General features: G+C 40.8%; 23 protein-coding genes. 10 read left to right on the plus strand and 13 right to left on the minus strand.

Translation table 11 applies throughout. The features are described 5' to 3' along the window. Window positions 1–83: 83 nt before the first annotated feature. On the plus strand, window positions 84–578 hold the full coding sequence (locus tag ACX27_RS15190) for an Hsp20/alpha crystallin family protein (protein WP_062294008.1): 495 nt from the start codon (window positions 84–86) through the stop codon (window positions 576–578). Between the two features lie 143 nt (window positions 579–721). Here the strand turns inward: ACX27_RS15190 and ACX27_RS15195 are convergent, their stop codons facing one another. From ACX27_RS15195 to ACX27_RS15210, 4 genes are all read right to left on the minus strand, one after another. Next, window positions 722–1222, minus strand: a complete 501-nt coding sequence (locus ACX27_RS15195; RefSeq protein ID WP_062294011.1) for a universal stress protein — start codon at window positions 1220–1222, stop codon at window positions 722–724. Between the two features lie 197 nt (window positions 1223–1419). Further along, window positions 1420–3861, minus strand: coding sequence for a phosphoenolpyruvate synthase (gene ppsA / locus ACX27_RS15200; protein WP_062294014.1), 2442 nt, complete (start codon window positions 3859–3861; stop codon window positions 1420–1422). 321 nt (window positions 3862–4182) lie between these two features. After that, complete coding sequence (locus tag ACX27_RS15205) at window positions 4183–4983, minus strand: pentapeptide repeat-containing protein (RefSeq protein ID WP_062294019.1); 801 nt, start codon at window positions 4981–4983, stop codon at window positions 4183–4185. Between the two features lie 10 nt (window positions 4984–4993). Next, the gene (locus ACX27_RS15210; protein ID WP_062294033.1) at window positions 4994–5635 is read right to left on the minus strand and encodes a hypothetical protein; all 642 of its coding nucleotides are present in this window, start codon (window positions 5633–5635) and stop codon (window positions 4994–4996) included. A 108-nt stretch (window positions 5636–5743) separates the two neighbouring features. On the opposite strand from ACX27_RS15210, the gene ACX27_RS15215 reads away from it, so the two are divergent. After that, window positions 5744–6487, plus strand: coding sequence for a maleate cis-trans isomerase family protein (locus tag ACX27_RS15215; protein ID WP_062294036.1), 744 nt, complete (start codon window positions 5744–5746; stop codon window positions 6485–6487). Window positions 6488–6546: 59 nt separating this feature from the next. Here the strand turns inward: ACX27_RS15215 and ACX27_RS15220 are convergent, their stop codons facing one another. From ACX27_RS15220 to ftsH, 6 genes are all read right to left on the minus strand, one after another. Then, the gene (locus ACX27_RS15220; protein WP_062294039.1) at window positions 6547–7344 is read right to left on the minus strand and encodes a tRNA(His) guanylyltransferase Thg1 family protein; all 798 of its coding nucleotides are present in this window, start codon (window positions 7342–7344) and stop codon (window positions 6547–6549) included. Continuing rightward, on the minus strand, window positions 7334–7687 hold the full coding sequence (locus ACX27_RS15225; protein WP_235526226.1) for an AAA family ATPase: 354 nt from the start codon (window positions 7685–7687) through the stop codon (window positions 7334–7336). The genes ACX27_RS15220 and ACX27_RS15225 overlap by 11 nt, the downstream gene beginning before the upstream one ends. Before the next feature lie 115 nt (window positions 7688–7802). Continuing rightward, window positions 7803–9194, minus strand: a complete 1392-nt coding sequence (hisS, locus tag ACX27_RS15230) for a histidine--tRNA ligase (RefSeq protein ID WP_062294042.1) — start codon at window positions 9192–9194, stop codon at window positions 7803–7805. Window positions 9195–9424: 230 nt separating this feature from the next. Next, complete coding sequence (locus tag ACX27_RS15235; protein ID WP_062294045.1) at window positions 9425–9871, minus strand: DUF3598 family protein; 447 nt, start codon at window positions 9869–9871, stop codon at window positions 9425–9427. A 69-nt stretch (window positions 9872–9940) separates the two neighbouring features. Continuing rightward, entirely contained in the window at window positions 9941–11221 is a 1281-nt protein-coding gene (gene aroA / locus ACX27_RS15240; protein WP_062294047.1) for a 3-phosphoshikimate 1-carboxyvinyltransferase, read from the minus strand. 396 nt (window positions 11222–11617) lie between these two features. After that, window positions 11618–13555: an ATP-dependent zinc metalloprotease FtsH gene (gene ftsH, locus ACX27_RS15245; protein ID WP_062298357.1), complete on the minus strand. Its 1938-nt coding sequence runs from the start codon at window positions 13553–13555 to the stop codon at window positions 11618–11620. A gap of 274 nt (window positions 13556–13829) precedes the next feature. Between ftsH and ACX27_RS15250 the strand changes: the two genes are divergently transcribed. The 3 genes from ACX27_RS15250 (at window position 13830) to ACX27_RS15260 (ending at window position 15748) form a co-directional block, all read left to right on the plus strand. Then, a complete protein-coding gene (locus tag ACX27_RS15250; protein WP_062294050.1) occupies window positions 13830–14024 on the plus strand; it encodes a hypothetical protein in 195 nt (64 codons plus the stop codon). Between the two features lie 66 nt (window positions 14025–14090). Continuing rightward, a complete protein-coding gene (locus tag ACX27_RS15255; protein ID WP_062294055.1) occupies window positions 14091–15227 on the plus strand; it encodes an AI-2E family transporter in 1137 nt (378 codons plus the stop codon). Window positions 15228–15463: 236 nt separating this feature from the next. Continuing rightward, on the plus strand, window positions 15464–15748 hold the full coding sequence (locus ACX27_RS15260; RefSeq protein WP_062294058.1) for a hypothetical protein: 285 nt from the start codon (window positions 15464–15466) through the stop codon (window positions 15746–15748). A 195-nt stretch (window positions 15749–15943) separates the two neighbouring features. Here the strand turns inward: ACX27_RS15260 and ACX27_RS15265 are convergent, their stop codons facing one another. The 3 genes from ACX27_RS15265 to ACX27_RS15275 all read right to left on the minus strand — a co-directional run bounded on the left by ACX27_RS15265 (window position 15944) and on the right by ACX27_RS15275 (window position 17070). Beyond that, complete coding sequence (locus ACX27_RS15265) at window positions 15944–16309, minus strand: aspartyl protease (RefSeq protein WP_062294060.1); 366 nt, start codon at window positions 16307–16309, stop codon at window positions 15944–15946. After that, window positions 16302–16694: a hypothetical protein gene (locus tag ACX27_RS15270; protein ID WP_062294063.1), complete on the minus strand. Its 393-nt coding sequence runs from the start codon at window positions 16692–16694 to the stop codon at window positions 16302–16304. Before ACX27_RS15270 ends, ACX27_RS15265 begins: the two co-directional genes overlap by 8 nt. Before the next feature lie 100 nt (window positions 16695–16794). Then, entirely contained in the window at window positions 16795–17070 is a 276-nt protein-coding gene (locus ACX27_RS15275) for a hypothetical protein (protein ID WP_062294065.1), read from the minus strand. A 414-nt stretch (window positions 17071–17484) separates the two neighbouring features. Here ACX27_RS15275 and ACX27_RS15280 point away from each other — a divergent pair, with 414 nt between their 5' ends. The 5 genes from ACX27_RS15280 to ACX27_RS15295 all read left to right on the plus strand — a co-directional run bounded on the left by ACX27_RS15280 (window position 17485) and on the right by ACX27_RS15295 (window position 20674). Continuing rightward, window positions 17485–18471, plus strand: a complete 987-nt coding sequence (locus ACX27_RS15280; protein ID WP_062294067.1) for a phosphate/phosphite/phosphonate ABC transporter substrate-binding protein — start codon at window positions 17485–17487, stop codon at window positions 18469–18471. Window positions 18472–18657: 186 nt separating this feature from the next. Beyond that, the gene (locus tag ACX27_RS15285) at window positions 18658–19383 is read left to right on the plus strand and encodes a phosphonate ABC transporter ATP-binding protein (protein ID WP_062294070.1); all 726 of its coding nucleotides are present in this window, start codon (window positions 18658–18660) and stop codon (window positions 19381–19383) included. Beyond that, a complete protein-coding gene (gene phnE, locus ACX27_RS15290; RefSeq protein WP_062294072.1) occupies window positions 19377–20162 on the plus strand; it encodes a phosphonate ABC transporter, permease protein PhnE in 786 nt (261 codons plus the stop codon). Before ACX27_RS15285 ends, phnE begins: the two co-directional genes overlap by 7 nt. Before the next feature lie 46 nt (window positions 20163–20208). Then, window positions 20209–20310 carry a YfbM family protein gene (locus tag ACX27_RS33905; protein ID WP_235526227.1) on the plus strand — a complete coding sequence of 34 codons (102 nt, stop codon included), beginning with the start codon at window positions 20209–20211 and terminating at the stop codon, window positions 20308–20310. A 37-nt stretch (window positions 20311–20347) separates the two neighbouring features. Continuing rightward, the gene (locus tag ACX27_RS15295; RefSeq protein WP_062294075.1) at window positions 20348–20674 is read left to right on the plus strand and encodes a hypothetical protein; all 327 of its coding nucleotides are present in this window, start codon (window positions 20348–20350) and stop codon (window positions 20672–20674) included. Window positions 20675–20769 lie beyond the last annotated feature (95 nt).

The raw sequence follows: 20769 nt of genomic DNA on the forward strand, positions 1-20769 counted from the left end.
AGTGTCAGCGACAGACAAACTAAACATCGCTAAAGCTTAAAAAATCGCAATTCCATAAGTTATCAATGCAGAGGTAAAATAATATGATGATTCGCTACTTCCAACCCATCCGCGAACTCGAAAATTTACGTCGTCAAATGGATTTAGTATTTGATGAACTATCTGCACAAACTACGCAAACAACTGAAACGGCAACAACTTGGAGTCCAGCTATCGAGTTAATTGATGCGGGTGATAGTTTGATTTTCAAAGCACAATTACCCGGAATTACTGCCCAAAATCTTGATGTGCAAGTAACTCGTGATGCTGTTTCAATTGTAGGCAATCGCCAGCGTTTAAGTCAAAATACTAATTATCTTCATTCGGAATTTCGTTACGGTAAATTCCAAAGAGTAGTTAACTTACCTATTGCTGTACAAAATGATAAAGTACAAGCAGAATTTCAAGATGGTATCTTAACTTTAACTCTCCCCAAAGTTGAAGAAGTGCGGAATCGAGTTGTGAAAATTAATTTAGGCGGAGTTACAGGTAGTTCTTCTACCAGTGTAGATACAAACGCCCAAACCGTAAAATCTTAAAATTTGTTGAATTTTATTCAACCTGAGCCTCAAATCCCCAGCTTCTTTGAGAAGTCGGGGATCTACTTATTGATGAATAATTATATAAATCCTATCATCAGGTATGATCATTATTCATTCGCTGGAATTGATGAAGTTTTTAATTAGTTATTTGTAGTCACAGGAATCATGCCTTGAACTGTCAAAACTGAACAGGGTGCATGATGTAAAACATAATTACTCACGCTACCAAGAAATAATTCACCAATTCCACTCAAACCGCGCCGACCAATCACTATGACATCAACATGGCAATTTTTAGCCACCTCACAAATCATACGACCAGGATCACCTAATTCTTGGGTAAATTCTGCGGCTATACCTTTGGCGATCGCTTGATTTGTTAGTAATGTTAAAAACTCAATGCCTTGTTGTTTTAATTTATCCCATTCTCCTAAATAATATTCTAAATTCTGGCTCTGGGATGAAGTATAACGGCTATGTATTTCCGTTGTCGAAGTATTGATAACGCCATCATTAAAAGGAGAAACAACTTGCAATATCATTAACTCAGCATTAGTTAATTTTGCTAATGATAAAGCTTGTTCAAAAACATGATGACCGATTTCTGTATTATTAACAGCTACTAAAATTTTCTTGAACATAGATTTAAATTTGTATGTCATTTATCGCTTGGTTATGAGTTTAAGAAGCCAAGAAGTATAGGTTGTTGAAAAAAACAAATATGATTGATGCTGATGATAAAAAAAATTCACTAATAAAAATGGCAGAACGTTAGATGTGTTTCAACATAGGAAGTAGAAGTCTAAAGCATGAAACTTCAGACTTCATACTTCACACTTCATTCTTTTTCTTCTGCTTTGGCAATTTCTAAGAGAGTCTTAAGTACAGAATCGGGGTTGAGACTGATAGAATCAATTCCTTGTTCAACTAAGAAACGGGCAAATTCTGGATAGTCGCTTGGTGCTTGACCACAAATCCCAATTTTGCGACCATATTGCTTAACAGTAGCGATCGCATTGGCAATGGTTCTAGTTACAGCTTCATCCCGTTCATCAAATAAATGGGCGACTAATTCCGAATCTCTGTCAAGTCCCAAGGTTAACTGCGTTAAATCATTGGAACCAATCGAAAAACCATCAAAGATTTCACTAAATTCATCTGCAAGTTGCACATTGCTGGGCAATTCACACATCACATAAACTTGCAGTCCATTGACTCCACGCACTAAACCATGTTGTGCCATTTCTGCTAACACGCGCCGACCTTCTTGGGGAGTCCGACAGAAAGGAATCATCAAAATGACGTTGGTCAAACCCATTTCATCTCGCACCCGCTTCATCGCTTGACATTCTAGGGCGAAACCTTCACTATAGCGGGGGTCGTAATAACGAGAAGCACCACGCCAACCAATCATCGGGTTTTCTTCTTTGGGTTCAAATTGCTTACCACCCAAGAGATTGGCATATTCGTTACTCTTGAAATCTGATAGCCGCACAATCACAGGTTTTGGATAAAAAGCTGCGGCGATCGTGCCGATACCTTGGGCTAGTTTATCAACAAAGAACTTAGTTTTGTCTTCGTATTGGGCAGTTAACTCAGTAATTTTGTATCTTGCCAATTCATCTTCTAACTGATCAAAATGAATTAACGCCAGTGGATGAGCTTTGATGTGATTGTTAATAATAAATTCCATCCTCGCTAATCCCACACCATCATTCGGAATTGCAGTTAAACCCAAAGCCTCTTCGGGATTCGCTAAATTCATCATGATTTGTGTACGTGTGCGGGGCAATTTTTCCAAAGGCAATTCTTGGACTTCGTAAGGTAATAAACCTTGATAGACTTTTCCTGTTTCACCTTCAGCACAACTCACAGTAATTTCTTGCCCAGTCTTTAACACAGTCGTGGCATTTCCACTACCGACAATCGCTGGGATTCCCATTTCTCTGGCGATAATTGCAGCATGACAAGTCCTACCGCCAGAATTAGTGACAATGGCACTCGCCCGTTTCATAATTGGTTCCCAATCAGGGTCAGTGCGGTTAGTAACTAGCACTTCTCCTGGTTGAAATTGGTTAATTTGGCGGACATCTAAAATAACTCTGGCTTTACCTTGACCAATCATCTCGCCAACACTGCGACCTGTTAGCAATACCTCACCCTTGTCTTTGAGTTGATATTGTTTGAGAACATTTTTGGTTTTTTGCGACTGGACTGTTTCTGGACGGGCTTGCACAATAAATAATTCATTGGTCAAACCATCTTTCGCCCATTCAATATCCATCGGCGTGTAGGTTCCCCGCACTTGGGAATAATGTTCTTCAATAATGCAAGCCCAGTTTGCTAGTTGGAGAATTTCTTCATCATTCAGGGCGTATTGATTTCTTTCGGTGGTAGGGACGGAAATATTTTTAGTTAACTTCAAGCCTTCTTGGTCATAGACCATTTTGATTTCTTTCGTGCCTAGGCGCTTTTGAATAATTGGGCGGTACCCTTGTTTGAGAGTTGGTTTAAACACCAAATATTCATCAGGGTTAACTGCACCTTGAACGACGTTTTCACCAAGACCGTAAGCGGCGGTAATTAAAGCGGCATCTTTAAAACCTGTTTCGGTATCGATAGAAAACATTACACCAGACACCGCCAAATCAGAACGTACCATTTTTTGTACGCCCACCGATAAGGCAATATTAAAGTGATCAAAGCCTTTAATTTGACGATAAGAAATTGCACGGTCAGTAAAAATCGAGGCAAAACACTTATGACAGGCTTCTAAAACGGCTTGCAGTCCGTGGACATTTAAATAAGTTTCTTGTTGACCTGCAAAGCTGGCATCGGGTAAATCTTCGGCGGTGGCGCTAGAACGCACCGCAACATCAGTATCAGCACCGTATTCTTCGCAAAGATTTTGATAAGATTGAGCGATCGCTGCTTGTAAATCTGGCGGAAATGGAGTTTGCAACATCAACATTCTCGCCTTTTTGCCGCATTGCCGCAGATTTTGTACATCCTCCACATTTAAATCGGCAAATATCTCTCTGAGTTGTGTTTCAATTCCAGCCGCAGAAATAAAGTAGCGGTAAGCAAAAGCAGTTGTCGCAAAGCCTGTTGGCACTTTGACTCCCTTACGCCGCAATTGCTGAATCATTTCTCCTAAAGAAGCATTTTTACCACCAACTAACGGGATATCTGCAATTCCCACATTTTTTAAATGTAAAACTAAAGCTTCTTCTTGAGCAGCAGAGAGAGATGTTGCTGAATTTAACAATGTGTCTAGCATAATAGAATTTCCATAACAGATAGTGATATCTAAGAACCTCTTACTATCTGGGCATTAGCAAGTTTCATTGCAACACATTCAATATCAAGATTGATAAATTCAATTAATTCTCAAAATCTGGTATTCTGAGCTTAATTTCCCTCAGTGTTGCTGGCAAAATTTGTGATCAATAATTAGTTCTTAGGTCTCACACTGTTATTTATAGAAAGATAATTTGAGGAAGTTGTGAGGATAAAGTAACTCATCAGTAAATTCTGGTTACTAATGATTTACAAACATCTCCCCCTTGTCTCCTCCGTCACTCCACTCCCTATCACAAGATTAATGACATACTTCAGATACGATCGCATCCTCAAGATTTGCACCGATGAGATTAGCGCCGCGCAGTTTAGTACCGATGAGGTTAGCGCCAGTTAAGTTTGCACCAGCTAAGTTTGCGCCTTGCAGATTTGCCCAGCTTAAGTTTGCACCTGTTAAATCAGCTTCACTGAGGTTAGCTTGCAACATATATGCACTTACTAAGTAAGTATGACTGAGATTCGCATTACATAAATCTGTTTTGTATAGATAAGCCCCAATTAAATCGGCATTGTAGAGGTTGGCTTTACTGAGATCAGCTGCAATCAAGTTGGCTTCAATCAAGTTAGCGTAAGCAAGGTTAGCGCGGATGAGTTTTGCTGCACCCAAGTCAGCACTTCTGAGGTTGGCATCTTTTAGGTCTGTGCCGATTAGGATAGCATGGGCGATCGCAGCTTCTTTCAAATTTGCTTCACTTAAATCAGCACCAATAAAGTTGGCATGACTCAAATTTGCCTGTGTTAGCGTTGCACCCTTTAAGTTAGCCACACTCAAGTTAGCTCCACTTAAGTTAGCTTCAATGAGCTTGGCTTGTTCCAGATTTGCGCCACTAAAATCTGCACCGTTCAAATTCGCACGTACCAGTAAAGCCTGACTCAAATCTGCTTTGGTCAAGTTGGCTTGATAAAGGTTTGCACCTCTGAGGTTATCTCCTTGCAAGTTCGCAGCACTCAGGTCTGGTTGAATTTGTGGATTTTTCTGTCTCCATTCACTCCAGGTAACTGCACCGGCTCTCAGTAAAACCAGATGCTCTTGATTTGCCATTGTCTCTCCTTTACTCCTGGCGGCCACTATTGGGATTTGTCCGACCAGCTACACTTTCAATTGCGGTTAACGCGCCACTCGCTCCTGCTAGAATATCTCGTTCTTGTCCACCTAAATACAACCTGCCAAAACTTCCTACAGCTTGTACCTCTAAAATATTAATCGCCGCCGCTTTTTCAGCTTCGTTGGCGGCTAGTGCAGCATAAGCGGCAGGTTCAACTTCTAAGACATATAAAGTTTGTCCCGCTAATAGCAACTGTCCGCGACGAGTACGATTGATCAGTTGTGTTTGGTAAGCGTCAATATTACGGATAATTTGACTAGAAACAACACGCGGTTTGAGACATTCTTCGCGTTTGACTCCTAATGTATCCAAAATGGCTTGACCTGCTGTGCGTGTTTCTCCTTGGGAACCAGAATGAACTTCTAATAAACCGTATAATCGCTCAACTACTTGGACTCCCGGACGAACAGAAGCAGCTTTTAAGGCGACATCAGTAATTTTATTGATTTCAATCCCAGGAGAAATTTCAATCCATAATGATGTGTCTCCTGGTAAGGGCAAGAAACCTTGAGCTACTGTTCCCATATAGGCTGCGTGTTGCGGCTGCAAGCTATCAAGAAATACGAAACTGCGTAGTTCTATACCCAAGGTTCTGCTCTCCAGTCATAAAGTAAAGTTTACATATTGCAATAATATGCCTGTAACTTTAAACTACCATAAGCTACAGTCAATCTTTTATGTACTGACTAGTAAACAATGACAGACGCGTTAGGATGGCGAAAGAAATTTGGCGTGCTTGCGCCTAGTACAAATACGATTGTTGAACCTGATTTTCATACAATGGCTGTACCTGGGGTGACTTCTCATACATCGCGGATTTATCTGAGAAACCAGGATTTGAGTAGTGATGAAAAGATGGTAAGGCTTTTGGAGGCGATCGCTCAAGAAATGTTTTCGGCAATTGATCGGGTGATGACTGCGAGTGTCGATTACTTGATTATGGCTATGAGTGCGGAAACTTTTTGGGAAGGTAAAGCAGGTAACATAGAGTTTATCAAGCGAGTTGAAGATTATGCTGGTGTCAAGGTGGCTTCTTGTGCTTCGGCATATCAGGCAGCACTAGCCACATTTCAAGTGAATAAAATTGCTGTAATTACCCCTTATCAAGCTGTAGCTGATGAGAAAATTTGTCGCTTTTTTAGTGAGATTGGGGTAGAAGTTGTGCGCCTCAAGAGTCTCCGTTGTCCTACGGCAATTTCTATTGCAGAGGTGTCTGAAGATACTTTAAGGACATATCTTCAGGAACTTGATGGTGATGATGTGCAGGCAATTGTACAGATGGGGACTAATTTAAGTATGCTCCGACTGGCGGATGAAATGGAGCGATCGCTTGCTAAACCAGTAATCGCCGTCAACGCCGCTACTTGGTGGTACGCCCTACGCCAAAACGACATTCACGATCAAGTTTATGGCTGTGGTAGACTTTTGCGAGAATTTTAAAGACTGTACATCACAAATTGTTTTCTTTACAGCACCATTTATCTTTCATCCGCAAGGATTTAATTCTCTAGCTGCCTCAATTCAAAATCAGGATGCTCTCGCAGTACGATATCCCGGACGAATTTACTGTAATCATCTTTCATCGCCAGATCCATATCAACTTTGATACGTCTTCTCATCGCCAAGACTTTCTCTCCCGTTTGGGGATTGGTTGCTTCCTTTTGATAGGATTCCCAATATAGTCCTATACCTCGTTTCTGCCAATTAGGTAAGTTATTAAAATTGATGTTTGCTTGCTGGTAAAGTAATTCATTTTTATCACTGACTGAAAGCCTATCAAGCTTTTCTGTAGCAGCTACAGCACTTTCACCTGCTTTGCGTAACATCCAGTAACAGTGAGCATTTAAGGCATTTCGATGAGCATCTTCATTACGCCAACGAAAGTAATCGACTACTAGATTTAATGTAGGAAGTTGGGAAACTCGACAATCAAAGGCGGCAATGCTATTAAGTAGCAGTGAAAGTTTTGCACTTGCCTCTCCTGCCAAAATAGAGTTGAGTTTCCGCAATTTGCGACTAAAACTTTCCTCATCACGGTGGAATAGAAGTGAGATTTCGTCACTTTGCGTATAGCCATAAATGATACGGAATCCACAATTCATTAGATGTTCTACTGTAGATACCATGTAATCTCGAAATTGAGCATCAAAGGGAGCTACAAATTTGTGAGTTTCCTTTGTCAAGCGAGTAAAGTTCCGCCCATCAATTCGAGCAACAATAAATAGCCCTGGTAATACACACAAATCATGGGCTGTTTCAAAAACTCTCAGTCTTGTATCTAACTCTTCAAACTTCATCCAGCCACTCCTGTACAGCAAACTCTCCTTTTTGTATTAACCGAACATAGTAAAGTTCGTCAAAACCTTCCTCATACCGAGGTAGTACCAGCCGTGCGTGTGTGCCTCTAATACCTTTATCTGGTACTTGCTGCTCCGGTTTACGGTTTTGATTACGTTGAATTGAATCAGCAATTTTTGATTCAAAATAATAGCCAGTAATGCTAAATCCTTGATTCTTGGCTAACACAATGTAGCGTTTTCGCTCTTCAGGTGTAGGATTTGTATTGTCTACAACAAATGGTTGAGCAATTTCCAGACAAGTTTCTATCAGTCGCTTTTCTCGGTGTCTAGTTTTGAGCATATCCAGATTGATTCTGATGTGAGTATCAGAAAAAACGTTGACTGTAGAAGGTTGATTTTCCGCTTGCCTGTATCCCAATAAAAATGATTAATTGCACAATTAATTCAACAGTTAATCAAAGCTCTAATCTATGTTTAACTTCTGCTGCTAAATCTGCTAATGCTACCTCTACTTGTTCGCCTGTTTGCAAATCTTTGAGCGATGATTTTTGGGCGGCGGCTTCATCAGTACCGATGATTACACAAAATCTAATTCCTTGTTTATCTGCGGCTTGAAATTGTTTACCTAATGGGCGTTTTTCAAAGTTGGTAATTACATTAATACCTGCTTGGCGTAACTGTTGGGATACTTTTAAATAAGTCGGCATTAAATCTTCTTGCATATTGACTACTACTACTTGCGCTGGTGTTGCAGGTAAAGTCTTTAAAATACCCGCTTTGAGTAGTCTGCTAATTAAGCGAGTTAACCCGATAGAAATACCAACTCCAGGCATTTTTTCACCGATAAACATACCAACTAATTCTTCATACCTGCCACCAGAACAAATACTACCTAAAGCTTCATGACCGATAAGGGTAGTTTCGTAAACTGTGCCTGTGTAGTAGTTTAAGCCACGGGCAATAGACAAATCAATACAAAAACGTTTATCAGGAACTCCCAAATTACGCACACCTGTAATTACTGTTTCTAATTCTGTAACCCCTAAACTAAATTGTTCGGCTGTTGGTAAGTTTTGTGACAAATGCTTGAGTTTATCTAATACCTCATCAACATTGCCATCGATTTTGATAAAATCAATAATTTTTTGTGTATTCTCTGGGGAAATACCTTCTTTTTCTAATTCTTGCTTAACTTTAGTCTCACCAATTTTTTCTAGGTTATCAATAATACTAATACAAGTTTTAATTTGAGTTTCGGCAATGCCTAATGACTGGAAAAACCCAGTTAGAATTTTGCGGTTATTGATGCGAATTAAAAAGTCACCAATGTTCACTGCCTCAAATATTTCGGTGATAATTGCAGGCATTTGCGCGTCATATAATAAGCTGAGTTCGCGCCGCGCAATTACATCGATATCACATTGACGAAATTGGCGAAAACGTCCATCTTTGGCTCGTTCTCCCCGAAATACGACATCCATTTGATAACGGGCAAAGGGAAAAGTTAATTCATTTAAGTGACGGGCAATATAGGCTGCTAAGGGAACAGTTTGGTCAAATTTTAAAGCCCTTGCTTCTGAACCTGTTTCGCCTGCTTTGTCTCTTTCGGCTTGGCGATTTGGTGGTAAGATTGGGTCGATACCATAAATAATATTGTCGCCTTGATTACCTTTGGCTTGTAATACTTCTAACCTTTCAACGGCGGGGGTTTCTATGGGTGTAAATCCATAGCTTTCATAAACTCTACGGATGGTATCTAATAAATATAATTCTAAACGTTTTTCACTAGGTAAAAATTCAGGGAAACCGCTAGGAGTAGAAAAGTTAATTTTGTCAGTCTTTGCCATGTGCGTAATCTATTTAAATTTAAATATAATGAACTACCTATTATGTCATAAAATAGTGCGTTAACACATATTCTGTACATAGCTCCGACGAATGAAATTCGCGGCTATAAAAAACGAAGTCCGCCTACGCGGACTAAGGAAAAATCAAGGGTTATGAACCCGCGCGGGCGGGTTTTGTCTGTGTAGCTGCAACTTCAGTCGCTTGGTGCTATTTTTAAATTTTTAGATGACTATCTAACTCTTTGTTCTTGAATGAGGGTACGTTGGTAAATTTGATGATTTTTAAACCAGTGCCATGTCCGGGCACGAGAGTTATTATCTGGACTAATTTGAATCATTTCATACAAATATGCGGCTGGAACTGTCTTATAAGAAAACCACAAAATCAAAGTAGAATCGTCTATTTCCCAGGCTTTGCCTGTGATGCGTTCTGTATCAAACCAAATAGCTTTATCACAATATTTACCTGGAAATTGATGTTCTTCTTGTTTACCATTAGCCCAGGTGTAACGATTAATTTGGTAGTAAGAATCAGGACTGTCATCAGGAAATTGACAGCTTAAATGCGATTCATGTTTATCTAAAATTTTGCCTTCCGTATCTACTAGTGTATAAGTTCCTACCCAATCGCCTTCATGACGTGCAAGCACTGGCATTTCTTCTCTAAGATTAGGCATGATGCAACTCCTATCAGTTGGCGTAAATACTTATCGTTAAGATTAAGGTAGGAACTGAATATTAGCCAGTTATTGTTTAATCATTTTAAAGAAGCGGGTGAAGTAATCTGGAAAAGTTTTAGCTGTACAACCGGGATCTTGAATTACAATTCCGGGAACTTTTAAGCCTGTGACAGCAAATGCCATTGCCATACGATGATCGTGATAAGTTTCAATGGCGGCTGGCGTAATGGGACTTGGTTCAACTTTTAAGCCATCTGCAAATTCTTCAACCTTAACGCCTAAGCGACGTAATTCAGTAACAACGGCGCGAATACGTTCCGTTTCTTTGTAGCGGATATGTTCGACATTACGGATGGTAACAGGTGAGTTGGCAAAAGGCGCGATCGCTCCTAATGTTTGTACAAGGTCAGATATATCATTCATATCAATATCAATACCCTGTAATTGCTGTGGCCCGGTAACTTCGATATAGTCATCAGCCTCACGTACTTGACAACCCATCTGTTCTAGAACATTCAGCCACAGAATATCACCCTGATAAGATTGCTTGGTTAAATACTTAACCCGCACTCGTCCACCAGTCACAGCAGCCGCAGCGAAAAAGTACGACGCATTAGAAGCATCTGGTTCTATGGTGTAATGTCGCGGCTGATAACGCTGTCCCGCTTTGATATGAAATTGATTGTCGCCAACTTGATTTACCTCTACGCCAAAATCTGCCATCAGGCGACAAGTCATTTTCACGTAAGATTGAGAAACTAATGTGCCTTCTACTTCAATAATTGTGTCTTGTTGAGCATAAGGCGCAATCATGAGTAAGGCTGAAAGTTGCTGACTAGTTTGATTGGCTTTAATGCGAATATGTCCACCAGCAAATTGCTGACTGTAGATAGTGTAGGGCATATAACCAGGGTTGCCCTCAAAGTTAACAGTGGTTCCGCCTGTTTGGAACACTGTTAACATATCGCCCATCGGCCTTTCCCGCATTCTGGGTACACCATCTAAGCGATATTCCCCGTTACCGAGTACCACCAAAGCTGAGATAAACCGCGCGGCTGTACCTGCTAAACCTACAAATAAATCCGCCTGGGTTGCGGGAATTTCCCCACCTTTCCCTGACACCTGCATCTGTGCTGATTCAGGATTTAAGGTGATGGGAATGCCCAAATTTTCGACACATTTGGCAAAATATTCACTGTCTTCACTAAATAAGGCATTTTCTAAAATTGAGTCGCCTTGCGCTAAAGCAGCAACGAGTAATGCCCGATTAGTAATACTTTTAGAACCAGGAATTTCTACCGTGGCATCCACTGGGCGATCGAGAGCAGGTATAGCAATGGTATCCACGTTAAACCTCTAGATGGTCAGCTACACCTTAAATATACGTGAGTTCGCGGGATTAAGAAATATGGGGAGTTGGGAGTGGAGAGTGGGTGTAGGGATGGAAAAGTTGTGGGTTTTATAGTCTGGGATAGGGTATGACGAACCACAGAGACACAGAGTACGCGGAGTCATAAGAGTTTGAGAGGTTTTTTGAGTAAGTCCTACTTACGCATAATTATGAAAAAACGTAGACGCGCAAGCGGCTTCCCGAAGGGTACCGCAAAGGACGCATAGACGCGATAGCGCCTTCCCGCAGGGTAGGACACGAAGTTAAGAGGATTTTAGAGGCTTGTTGTTTAAGTCCTAAAAATAATATGGTGCGTTGTCGCAAAAGACAACGCACCATATAGGTTTAATTATTTAATTCAACACTGATTGCATCAATGGTTTATCGGGTGAGACATTTCCTGAACGTAACCATTCTGACAGGTCTTCGGGGGCTTTGGCTTGTTTGAGGCGATCGCGCAAGTCTGAACCTTCGAGAATTTCTCTTTGCAGTAGTTCTTGGGCGGTTTCTTCTAACAAGTCGCGGTTTTGATGCAGAATGCTCAAAGCAATGTGGTGAGCGTTGTCTACTATTTGTTTGACTTCGTGGTCGATTTCTTGGGCGACTTGGGGACTGATAGCACGGCGGGCGTTACCATAACCATCAAGAAATTGCTGTTGGATTTTCTCAAAGGCGACAGGGCCAAGTTTATCGCTCATCCCATACAAGGTAACGTAACGTTCGGCTAAGTCGGTGGCTTTTTGGATATCGTCACTCGCGCCTGTGGAAACTTTGCCAAACACGACTTCTTCGGCGGAACGTCCACCCAATAAGGTAGCAATGCGTCCGCGAATTTCATCTTCAATCATCAAAAAGCGGTCTTCTTCGGGCATTTGAATGGTATAACCCAATGCACCAACACCACGGGGAACTACGGAGATTTTTTCGACTTTACCCGCCCCAGGCATCAACGCACCGATGATGGCGTGACCAACTTCGTGATAAGCGACGGTCTTTTTCTCGGTTTCGTTAAGCACACGAGAGCGTTTTTCTAAACCTGCAACTACCCGTTCGATCGCTTCGTTGAAATCTGCCATAATCACGGCGGGGCGATTTTGGCGTGCGGCTAACAATGCGGCTTCGTTAACGAGGTTGGCTAAGTCTGCACCAGCAAAACCAGGAGTTCTGATGGCGATGGTGGCAAGGTTGACATCATCCGCCAATTTAACGTTACGTGCATGAACTTTGAGAATTGCTTCTCGACCAATTTTATCAGGGCGATCGACTACTACTTGACGGTCAAAGCGTCCGGGACGGCGCAAAGCAGGGTCTAGAACTTCGGGACGGTTGGTGGCGGCGATGATAATTACTCCGGTGTTGGCATCAAAACCATCCATTTCGGTCAGTAATTGGTTGAGGGTTTGTTCCCGTTCATCGTTACCACCGACAAAGCCACCCGCACCACCGCGAGATTTACCCAATGCGTCTAATTCATCGATGAAGACAATACAAGGTGCTTGTTTTTTCGCTTGTTCAAACAAGTCGCGGACTCGCGCCGCACCCACACCAACGAATAATTCGATAAATTCTGAACCAGAGATGCTGAAGAAAGGAACACCTGCTTCCCCGGCGATCGCTTTTGCTAGTAATGTTTTACCTGTACCCGGAGGCCCAACTAACAACACACCTTTAGGAATTTTCGCGCCTAAGTTAGTGTATTTGGTCGCATTCTTCAAGAAATCTACTATTTCTTCGAGTTCGGCTTTGGCTTCATCTACCCCAGCTACATCGGGGAATTTTACCCCAGTGCTACCTTCAGAATAAATCCGGGCTTTGCTTTTCCCAACGGTGAGTGCAGCCGGGCCGCCACCTTGGCGATTAATTAAAAAGCCCCAAATGCCAAAGAAAATTAATGGCGGTGCAACCCAACTCAACAGAGTCCCTATCCAAGCATTTTGGTCTGGGAGTGGTGCAGCAAATTCAACGTTATTCTCGCGCAGAATCTTCGGTAAATCTAAATCTAAGGCTACAGGTGTAGTTGCAAATACCTGTTCAGTCGTTTTGCCATCGGGGGTTTGGGCTTTGAGTGTATACTCAATGCGATCGCCTCCTACCACAGCACGGTCTACTTTACCTTGCTGTACCAGCGCCACAAAGTCACTATAAGGCACTTGTGGCAATCGCGGCCCAAAGAAACTAGGAACAATAAAATTAAGCAGTAATAACAGAGTCAGTAGTATTAGTAAGCTACCACCAAACTGCCTCACTCTTGGCGGTTTAATAGGATTTTGGTTATTTTTTTCTACAGGCATTTTCATGTATCCTTGATTAATTTTTTGTCAAAAGTCCAGCGTCAACCATCCATAGGGAAAAAATTGATTACTATTGACAATTGACCAGTGACAATTGACTTATCAGGCAATGTTTTTGGCTGAAGTTGTTGAACTCAAAATTTTTCTGAGTGCAGCGAAAAACATACTAGCCCCTAGCCTCTAGGTTGTGTACTTATGTGAATATTGTAGAGAGTCTTCCTTTGAGCTTATATTCGGGTATACCCTACAGAAAAAGGTGAATTGCCGTACTGCTATGCCAAACCAGCTAATTTTTATTGCCAAGCTACTTATACTGTCAGCTTTGTTATCTGCGGCGATTAAGTACATTTTGCCAAGTGTGCCGCTTCCAGCCACAACGGCAAACGCCTTAATTTTAGTTTTGTCACCGACTGTAATTATAGCGATCGCTTTATTCTGGCGATTCCAAACAAAAACAAATTTAACTTAAATCATCTGGGCGTTATTGCTAAAATCAGCTAACCTAACTGCATCACCAACAGCCGGGAGTTAACCTGTGAACCTTGGTCAATGGATCGGTTTAATCGCCATAGTTCTTTCTCTATACATCTTGTGGCAAATCAAAGAAGTTTTATTGCTGATGTTTGCCGCCGTGGTGTTAGCAACTACCTTAAATCGGTTAGCAAAACGCTTCCAAAATTTAGGAATTAAGCGCGGTTTCGCTGTCATAATTTCGGTGGCTATCTTTTTTGCTGTGGTGGTGGGTTTTTTCCTGTTGATTGTGCCACCTTTTGCCCAACAATTTCATGAGTTAACTTACCGAGTTCCCCAAGGTTTAGAACGCTTTAATAGTTGGCTGGATGAAATGAAAACTAGAGTTCCCAGCCAATTAGTTCCCTACATTCCCGATCTCAATAGTTTAATTCAGCAAGCACAGCCTTTTGTTAATCGTGTTTTGGGGAGTTCCTTTGCCTTTGTCTCCAGTTCTTTAGAAGTTGTTCTGAAGGTTTTGTTGGTGCTGGTGTGGACAGGAATGCTGTTAGCTGATCCTTTAGCTTACCGCCGAGTCTTTATTCGCGTGTTTCCTTCCTTTTATCGCCGTCGGGTGGATGGCATTTTAGATAAATGCGAAGTTTCATTAGAAGGATGGGTGACAGGCGCATTAATTGCGATGGGTGTCGTCGGATTGATGAGTGTGGTTGGCTTATCAGTTTTGGGTGTAAAAGCAGCCTTGGCTTTGGGAATTTTAGCAGGATTTTTAAACTTAATACCCAATTTAGGCCCCACATTAAGCGTAGTTCCAGCAATGGCGATCGCTTTATTAGACGCTCCTTGGAAATCTGTTGCTGTCTTGATTCTCTACTTTTTTATTCAACAAACTGAAAGTAATTTTATTACACCTTATGTCATGGCACAACAAGTTTCATTGTTACCCGCCGTGACCTTAATTTCTCAATTATTTTTTGTGACATTCTTCGGCTTTTTAGGCTTATTTTTAGCTTTGCCTTTAACAGTTGTTGCTAAAATTTGGGTACAGGAAATTTTAATCAAAGATGTATTAGATCAATGGGGAACTCACCATTCCAAAGAAACTGAGATGGTGATAGTTTGTAACCCTCCTAATAATCATGATGATTTGTATGAGGAAAATCCCCCTACTCCTGTGGAAGAGAATTTGCCTAAAGAAGATTAAATAGACAAGGTAGATAAGGGAAAGAGATATAGTGATCGCGCGGATGTCAAAAATTTTATTTTGGTATTCACAAAACTCGGTCTTCTAGTAAGGAAGATTTAATACCAATTCGCAATTAAGAAATCTAGCTCCAGTAAGACTTTCTTGATTTATATCTGTTGCATTCTTTTTTCAAATTGGTATAAGGTGTCACAGATTAAGCTTAAAATAGTGATGTATTCAATTGCCGTAAACCCATGATACCAGCATCAGTTAAACCCTCATCCTGGCTAGAAAAAGGAATTCAAATTGAAAAAGTCAATAGTCTGAATCTGTTTAAATTGACGGATGAATTGCAAGACCGAATGCAAGAACTTGTCGATAAAAAATTATCTGATTCTCTGACACCAAAGGAAGCCTCTGAACTAGAAGCAATTGGCGACTTAATTTTTATTGTTACTTATATTAATGGACAGATTGTTTCTGCGGCACAACAATCTCAAGATACTGAAACTTGGGAACAAAAGCTAGACAAAAACTAGAAATTTTCAAAGAACTTTGTTTATATAAAAAGACAAGAAATATATTTTTTTTCAGGAGCGAATGATCATTCGCCCCTATTTTTATGAATGTGTGTTATGGGAATATTGAACACACAGATACATGTGGTGATTTACAACTAATTATAATCATTGCAAAATCTCAAATACTTTTATAGTTTTAACAGATCCTATTGCTTATCCTAAAGTTAGGATATTTTCAGGAAAATCAACGACTAATTTTCTGGTAAAAAGCCAAGGTAAACCAATAAGAACTTCTGTTATTTCTTCTCCAGCAATTGCAGAGATGTTAAATTCTTGATTATCTAAACTAACTAGACCGTTGTAAATATTAAATTTAGCTTCACCTTGCGCTGTTAATCGTGTTTCTTCACTCTCTACAAGCTCCCATCCCAGAGATATAGCGTCTTGAGTATTTATTGCTAACCAATCGGTAAAACCCGTATCTAGTAGTACATCAACTGTGATAACTAAACCATCAGATGCTACTAAATCAATTTCAAAAATTAACTCACTTTGGCTACTAAATTTACCTTCAATCAATTTTTTGACGATGCTCCTTTAAAATTACTTGAAAAGTACAAATTAGCCGAGAAGGATGTTTTTGTTTTGCTTCCTGTTGAGCTAATGCTTTATTAGCGTTGAGAAAATAATCCCCACTATCAGGTTCAATAGCAACAAAAGAGCCAGGATAATGCTTGACTAGCTCAGAGTACAGGCGCTCATATATTTGACGCGCTCTTTTGATATATCCAGTGGTTGCTAATTTTGGTGATAATTGATTTGTATACTTTCTAATTCCCACAAAAGGACTAACTATTTGGGTATGAGTTGTGGAGTTGTGTAGATTTTTAACATCAGATGACTCGTTTGGTGCTAATGACTTTTTATCCTCTGCTGGTAAACCTTCGCTGGCAAGGTTACTCATAATTTTTGCTAAGAGAAGAACGATGATTGTTGATATTTTATCGTTTAAATTCTAGTAGTTCAAATACCCGACTTTGCAAAGAAAGTCGGGTATTTAACTATTACGTTAAAACTTGCCAGATTAAAATACTCATCACTTCATCGGCGTTTCCGGTTGGTAATAGTGGACTCCAGTCGCCAACGCTGGCGTAGCCAACGACTTGTAAGCGGTAAATGGTATTGGTGACGGCTTTGGGAGAACCCATTAATAAATGCTTGATTGGTTCTCGGTGGGGAACTGGGGGTTGGGTTGGTTTGCTGCGGATGGTTTGATTTAAGTCTTCGTCACGCAGATATTGTTCTAGTTTTGACTGGGCAGACTGTTGTAATTGTGTCATGATGAATTTGTAATCGTAGTAGGGTTACATAAAGGCGATCGCAAACTCTGGCCGGAGAACGATCGCCTTTATTCTGTAGTAGGGTTTAGATAAGAGCGATCGCAAACTCTGTTTGGAGGGCGATCGCTTTTATCATGATTTGATAATAAAGTATAATTTTATACTTGTCAAGCATGAGTGAAAAAATTTTTAGCTAATCAAATACCAATAGAAAACCCCTTCTTTCTGACTGCTGAATTTCTTTTGAAGAGTAAATTAAAAACCTGTTGGTTGCTATATTTATGATTCATCTTTATAAGTAGTCACACATAGTTTATATTGACTTTTATTCCTAAAAGTCTTAGATTCATTTCTTGAAGTATTTGAAACTTTTTATCAAAAATACTGCTAATAGTTCCTAACGGAGAGTTAGAAATGAGTGTGAGTAAAAAGGGTGTGTTGAGTGCTGGTGTTGCCTTTGCGGCGCTGACAGGTTTGGTTGCTGGCAGTTTTGGGGTGATGCAGACGAGTGAAGCTAATACTAAAGTTATTCCTCATCAACAAGCGCCTCACTTACTTGCCCAAGCTAGAAGATTAAATAGTTTAACAATAATTTTTCCTAGTCGTTCTGACTCTACAGATTTGCAAAACAAAGCCAATGCTGTAGCAAGATTTCTCTCTAACGAGTTAAAAATTCCCGTCAAAGCCCAAATTGGTGATGATACGGCGGCGGTGGAAGCTTTGAGAGCAAATCGCGCTGATGTGGCGTTTCTTAGCAGTCGTCCGGCGTTGAAAGCGGAACAGTTAGCAAATGCAAAGTTGTATCTCGCAGAAGTCCGCGACAATTACTCTGGGAGATACACTTATAATTCAATATTTGTCGTTCCCAACAATAGCTCTTTAAAAACTAGAAATACGGCTCAAGCCACTCTCGGACAACTGCGTGGTAAGCGCATCGCCTTTACTTCCCCGACTTCTGGTTCAGGGTTTGTTTTCCCGGTGAGTGAATTGGTGAAACAGGGATTTGTCCCCAATCGCGATCGCCTCGATGGTTTCTTTGGTCAAGTTGCTTACGGTGGTAATTACAGCAAAGCCTTGCAAGCTGTTGTGCGTGGTCAAGCAGATGTAGCGGTTGTTTCTGAGTATGCTATGTTCCCTCCGTACATCACCGCCCAAGAAAAAAGCCAGTTGCGCGTACTGCATAAAATCTCCGGTGTTCCCGCCCACGGTATCGCCATTGATGATGATGTACCAGTTCAAGACAGAGAAAGATTAATCAACGCTCTACTCAAGTTAAATCAATCACAAAATAACCAACTTCTGCGTAACTTATACAATTCCACCGAATTAGTCAGAGTTGATCATAACCGTCACTTGTCCCCAGTTCGCACCGCCCTTTCTCGTATTGGAGTTGCACCTTAAAAGTACTGAGTGCTGAGTTAAGAAAAGTACTTAGGGACTTTTGAAAAATACGTCCAGAAGGAGGACAAGGAAGACAAGGAAGACAAGGGAGATAGACATAATATTTGCATCTAGCCCTTACGAGTTCTATTCTTTGGGGCTAGATGAGAACATTCCCTGACATCCTTACAGCCCTTAAAAAAATCGATGAATGATTTTGTAATTGAATGTCATAACTTAGAGACAGCCTACACTACGTCTTTAAATCGTCCTATTTTGAATGGCATTAATTGTCAGATTAAACAAGGCGAGTTTGTGGTTTTACTCGGACTGAATGGTGCGGGTAAATCAACATTATTGCGATCGCTGATTGGGTTAGTTCCTCACACCAAGGGAGAAATTAAAATCAATGGTGTAACTATGACACCGCGCACACTTGTACAAATTCGCCGTCATGTTGGCATGATATTTCAGGGCGGTGGCTTAATTCGACAGTTGTCCGCCATTGATAATGTATTGTGTGGCAGATTGGGTGTGAGGACAACTTGGCAGACATTATTTGGTTTCCCCCAACGCGATCGCAACTTAGCAATGGATTTACTTGCACAGTTGGGTTTAAAAGAACAAGCCTATCAAAAAACCAGTCAACTCAGTGGGGGACAACAACAACGAGTTGCGATCGCCCGTGCATTAATTCAATCACCGCAGATACTTTTAGCTGATGAACCAATTACAGGTTTAGATGTTGTTGCCTGTCAACAGGTGATGGAAACTTTATCAGAATTGCACCAGCAAGGGATGACGATTGTCACAGTTCTACATGATTTAGGTATAGCTGCAAAATACGGACAACGTGCGATCGTCTTAGAAGCGGGACGCATTGTTTACGACGGACTTTGTGAAAACTTGCAAGCCCAATTTGCCAAATGTTAAATCCAAAAATTCTTCGCCGTTACCCTTGGATGAGTCCTTTACTCATCCTTTTAATTGTTGTTGTAGTTTATGCTTGGGCTTTGCGAGGTATCAAAGTCGATTTTGAATTGATAATATCTAGCTGGCCTTACATCACCGATTTTGTTTCTCGCTTATTTCCACCTGATATTACAGTTGTCGATATTGCAATTAAGGCACTCATTGAGACAGTGCAGATGTCTTTGTGGGGAACCACCATTGGCGCAATTTTATCTTTACCCATTGCTGTAGCTAGTGCTAGTAATGTTGCGCCGCGTTGGTTGCAATGGTTAGCCAATTTATTACAAAACGCTGTGCGTTCCGTCCCTTCAATTATTCTAGGGTTGATTTTTGTCGCCGCCACTGGCTTAGGCGCACCCGCCGGAACTTTAGCCTTAGCAATTTATACCATTGGCTATTTAGCAAAGTTTTATCAACAAGCAATTGAAGCCGTGAATGCCAAGTCTTTAGAATCTTTGCAAGTTATGGGTGCATCCAGATTTCAGATTGTGCAGTATGGCATATTACCCCAAGTTTTACCTTTGGGATTAGGTTATACCTTATGGATGTTTGAGTATAATATCCGCGCTGCTTCAGTATTGGGTGTAGTTGGTGCTGGTGGAATTGGCTTTCAATTGAAGAGTTACATTGATGGGTTCGAGTACAACAAAGCCACAACTATGATGCTTGTGCTGTTAGTAGTTGTGACTGTGATTGATGCTTTTAGTAGTAAACTACGCCAACGACTAGATTCGATGTAGTTGTCGATGGGAATACTATAAATAACGTTTAGTTTTTGAGAATGTTATGGGCATTATTGCTAACTACTGGCGTGTGACACCAGAACAGTTTGCCGAACTTCAAAATGATCCTCAAGCAGCTAAAGCTTTTTTTGGGTTTGATTTATAGGTTAGTATATTTGTATTTATAATTACTCAGTTGAAATATGACAGAGGTAAAGCTCTCACTTGAAGGTGAAGATGCAAGTATTGCCGCAGCAAAGCTCTTTGAAACTACTGGTTTACAAGGGAGTTGGGAGTTAGCTAACAATTCTTTACCTACTAAAGAAGGTACATTGGCAGTCATAGGAACTGTTGTAGGAATTGTAGGAGGTACAATTGCAGTTGCAGAACAAGTGCGTAAGTGGTATCAGGAACACAAACGAGCGAAGAAGAAATTTGATGTAGTACTTGTAGCTGGCGATGTACGAGTGGTTTTAGAGAATGCCACGATTGAAGATATTTGTGCGGTATTAGAAGAATTGGAGAGTTAATGTGCAGACGCTTTATATCAAGTTAGTACCGCTTGAAAAGCAGTTTGTAGAATTGCGTTATGCACTGGGACATCCAGCGAGATATGAAACACAAC

Source organism: Nostoc piscinale CENA21 (assembly GCF_001298445.1).
Classification (GTDB): Bacteria; Cyanobacteriota; Cyanobacteriia; order Cyanobacteriales; family Nostocaceae; genus Nostoc_B; species Nostoc_B piscinale_A.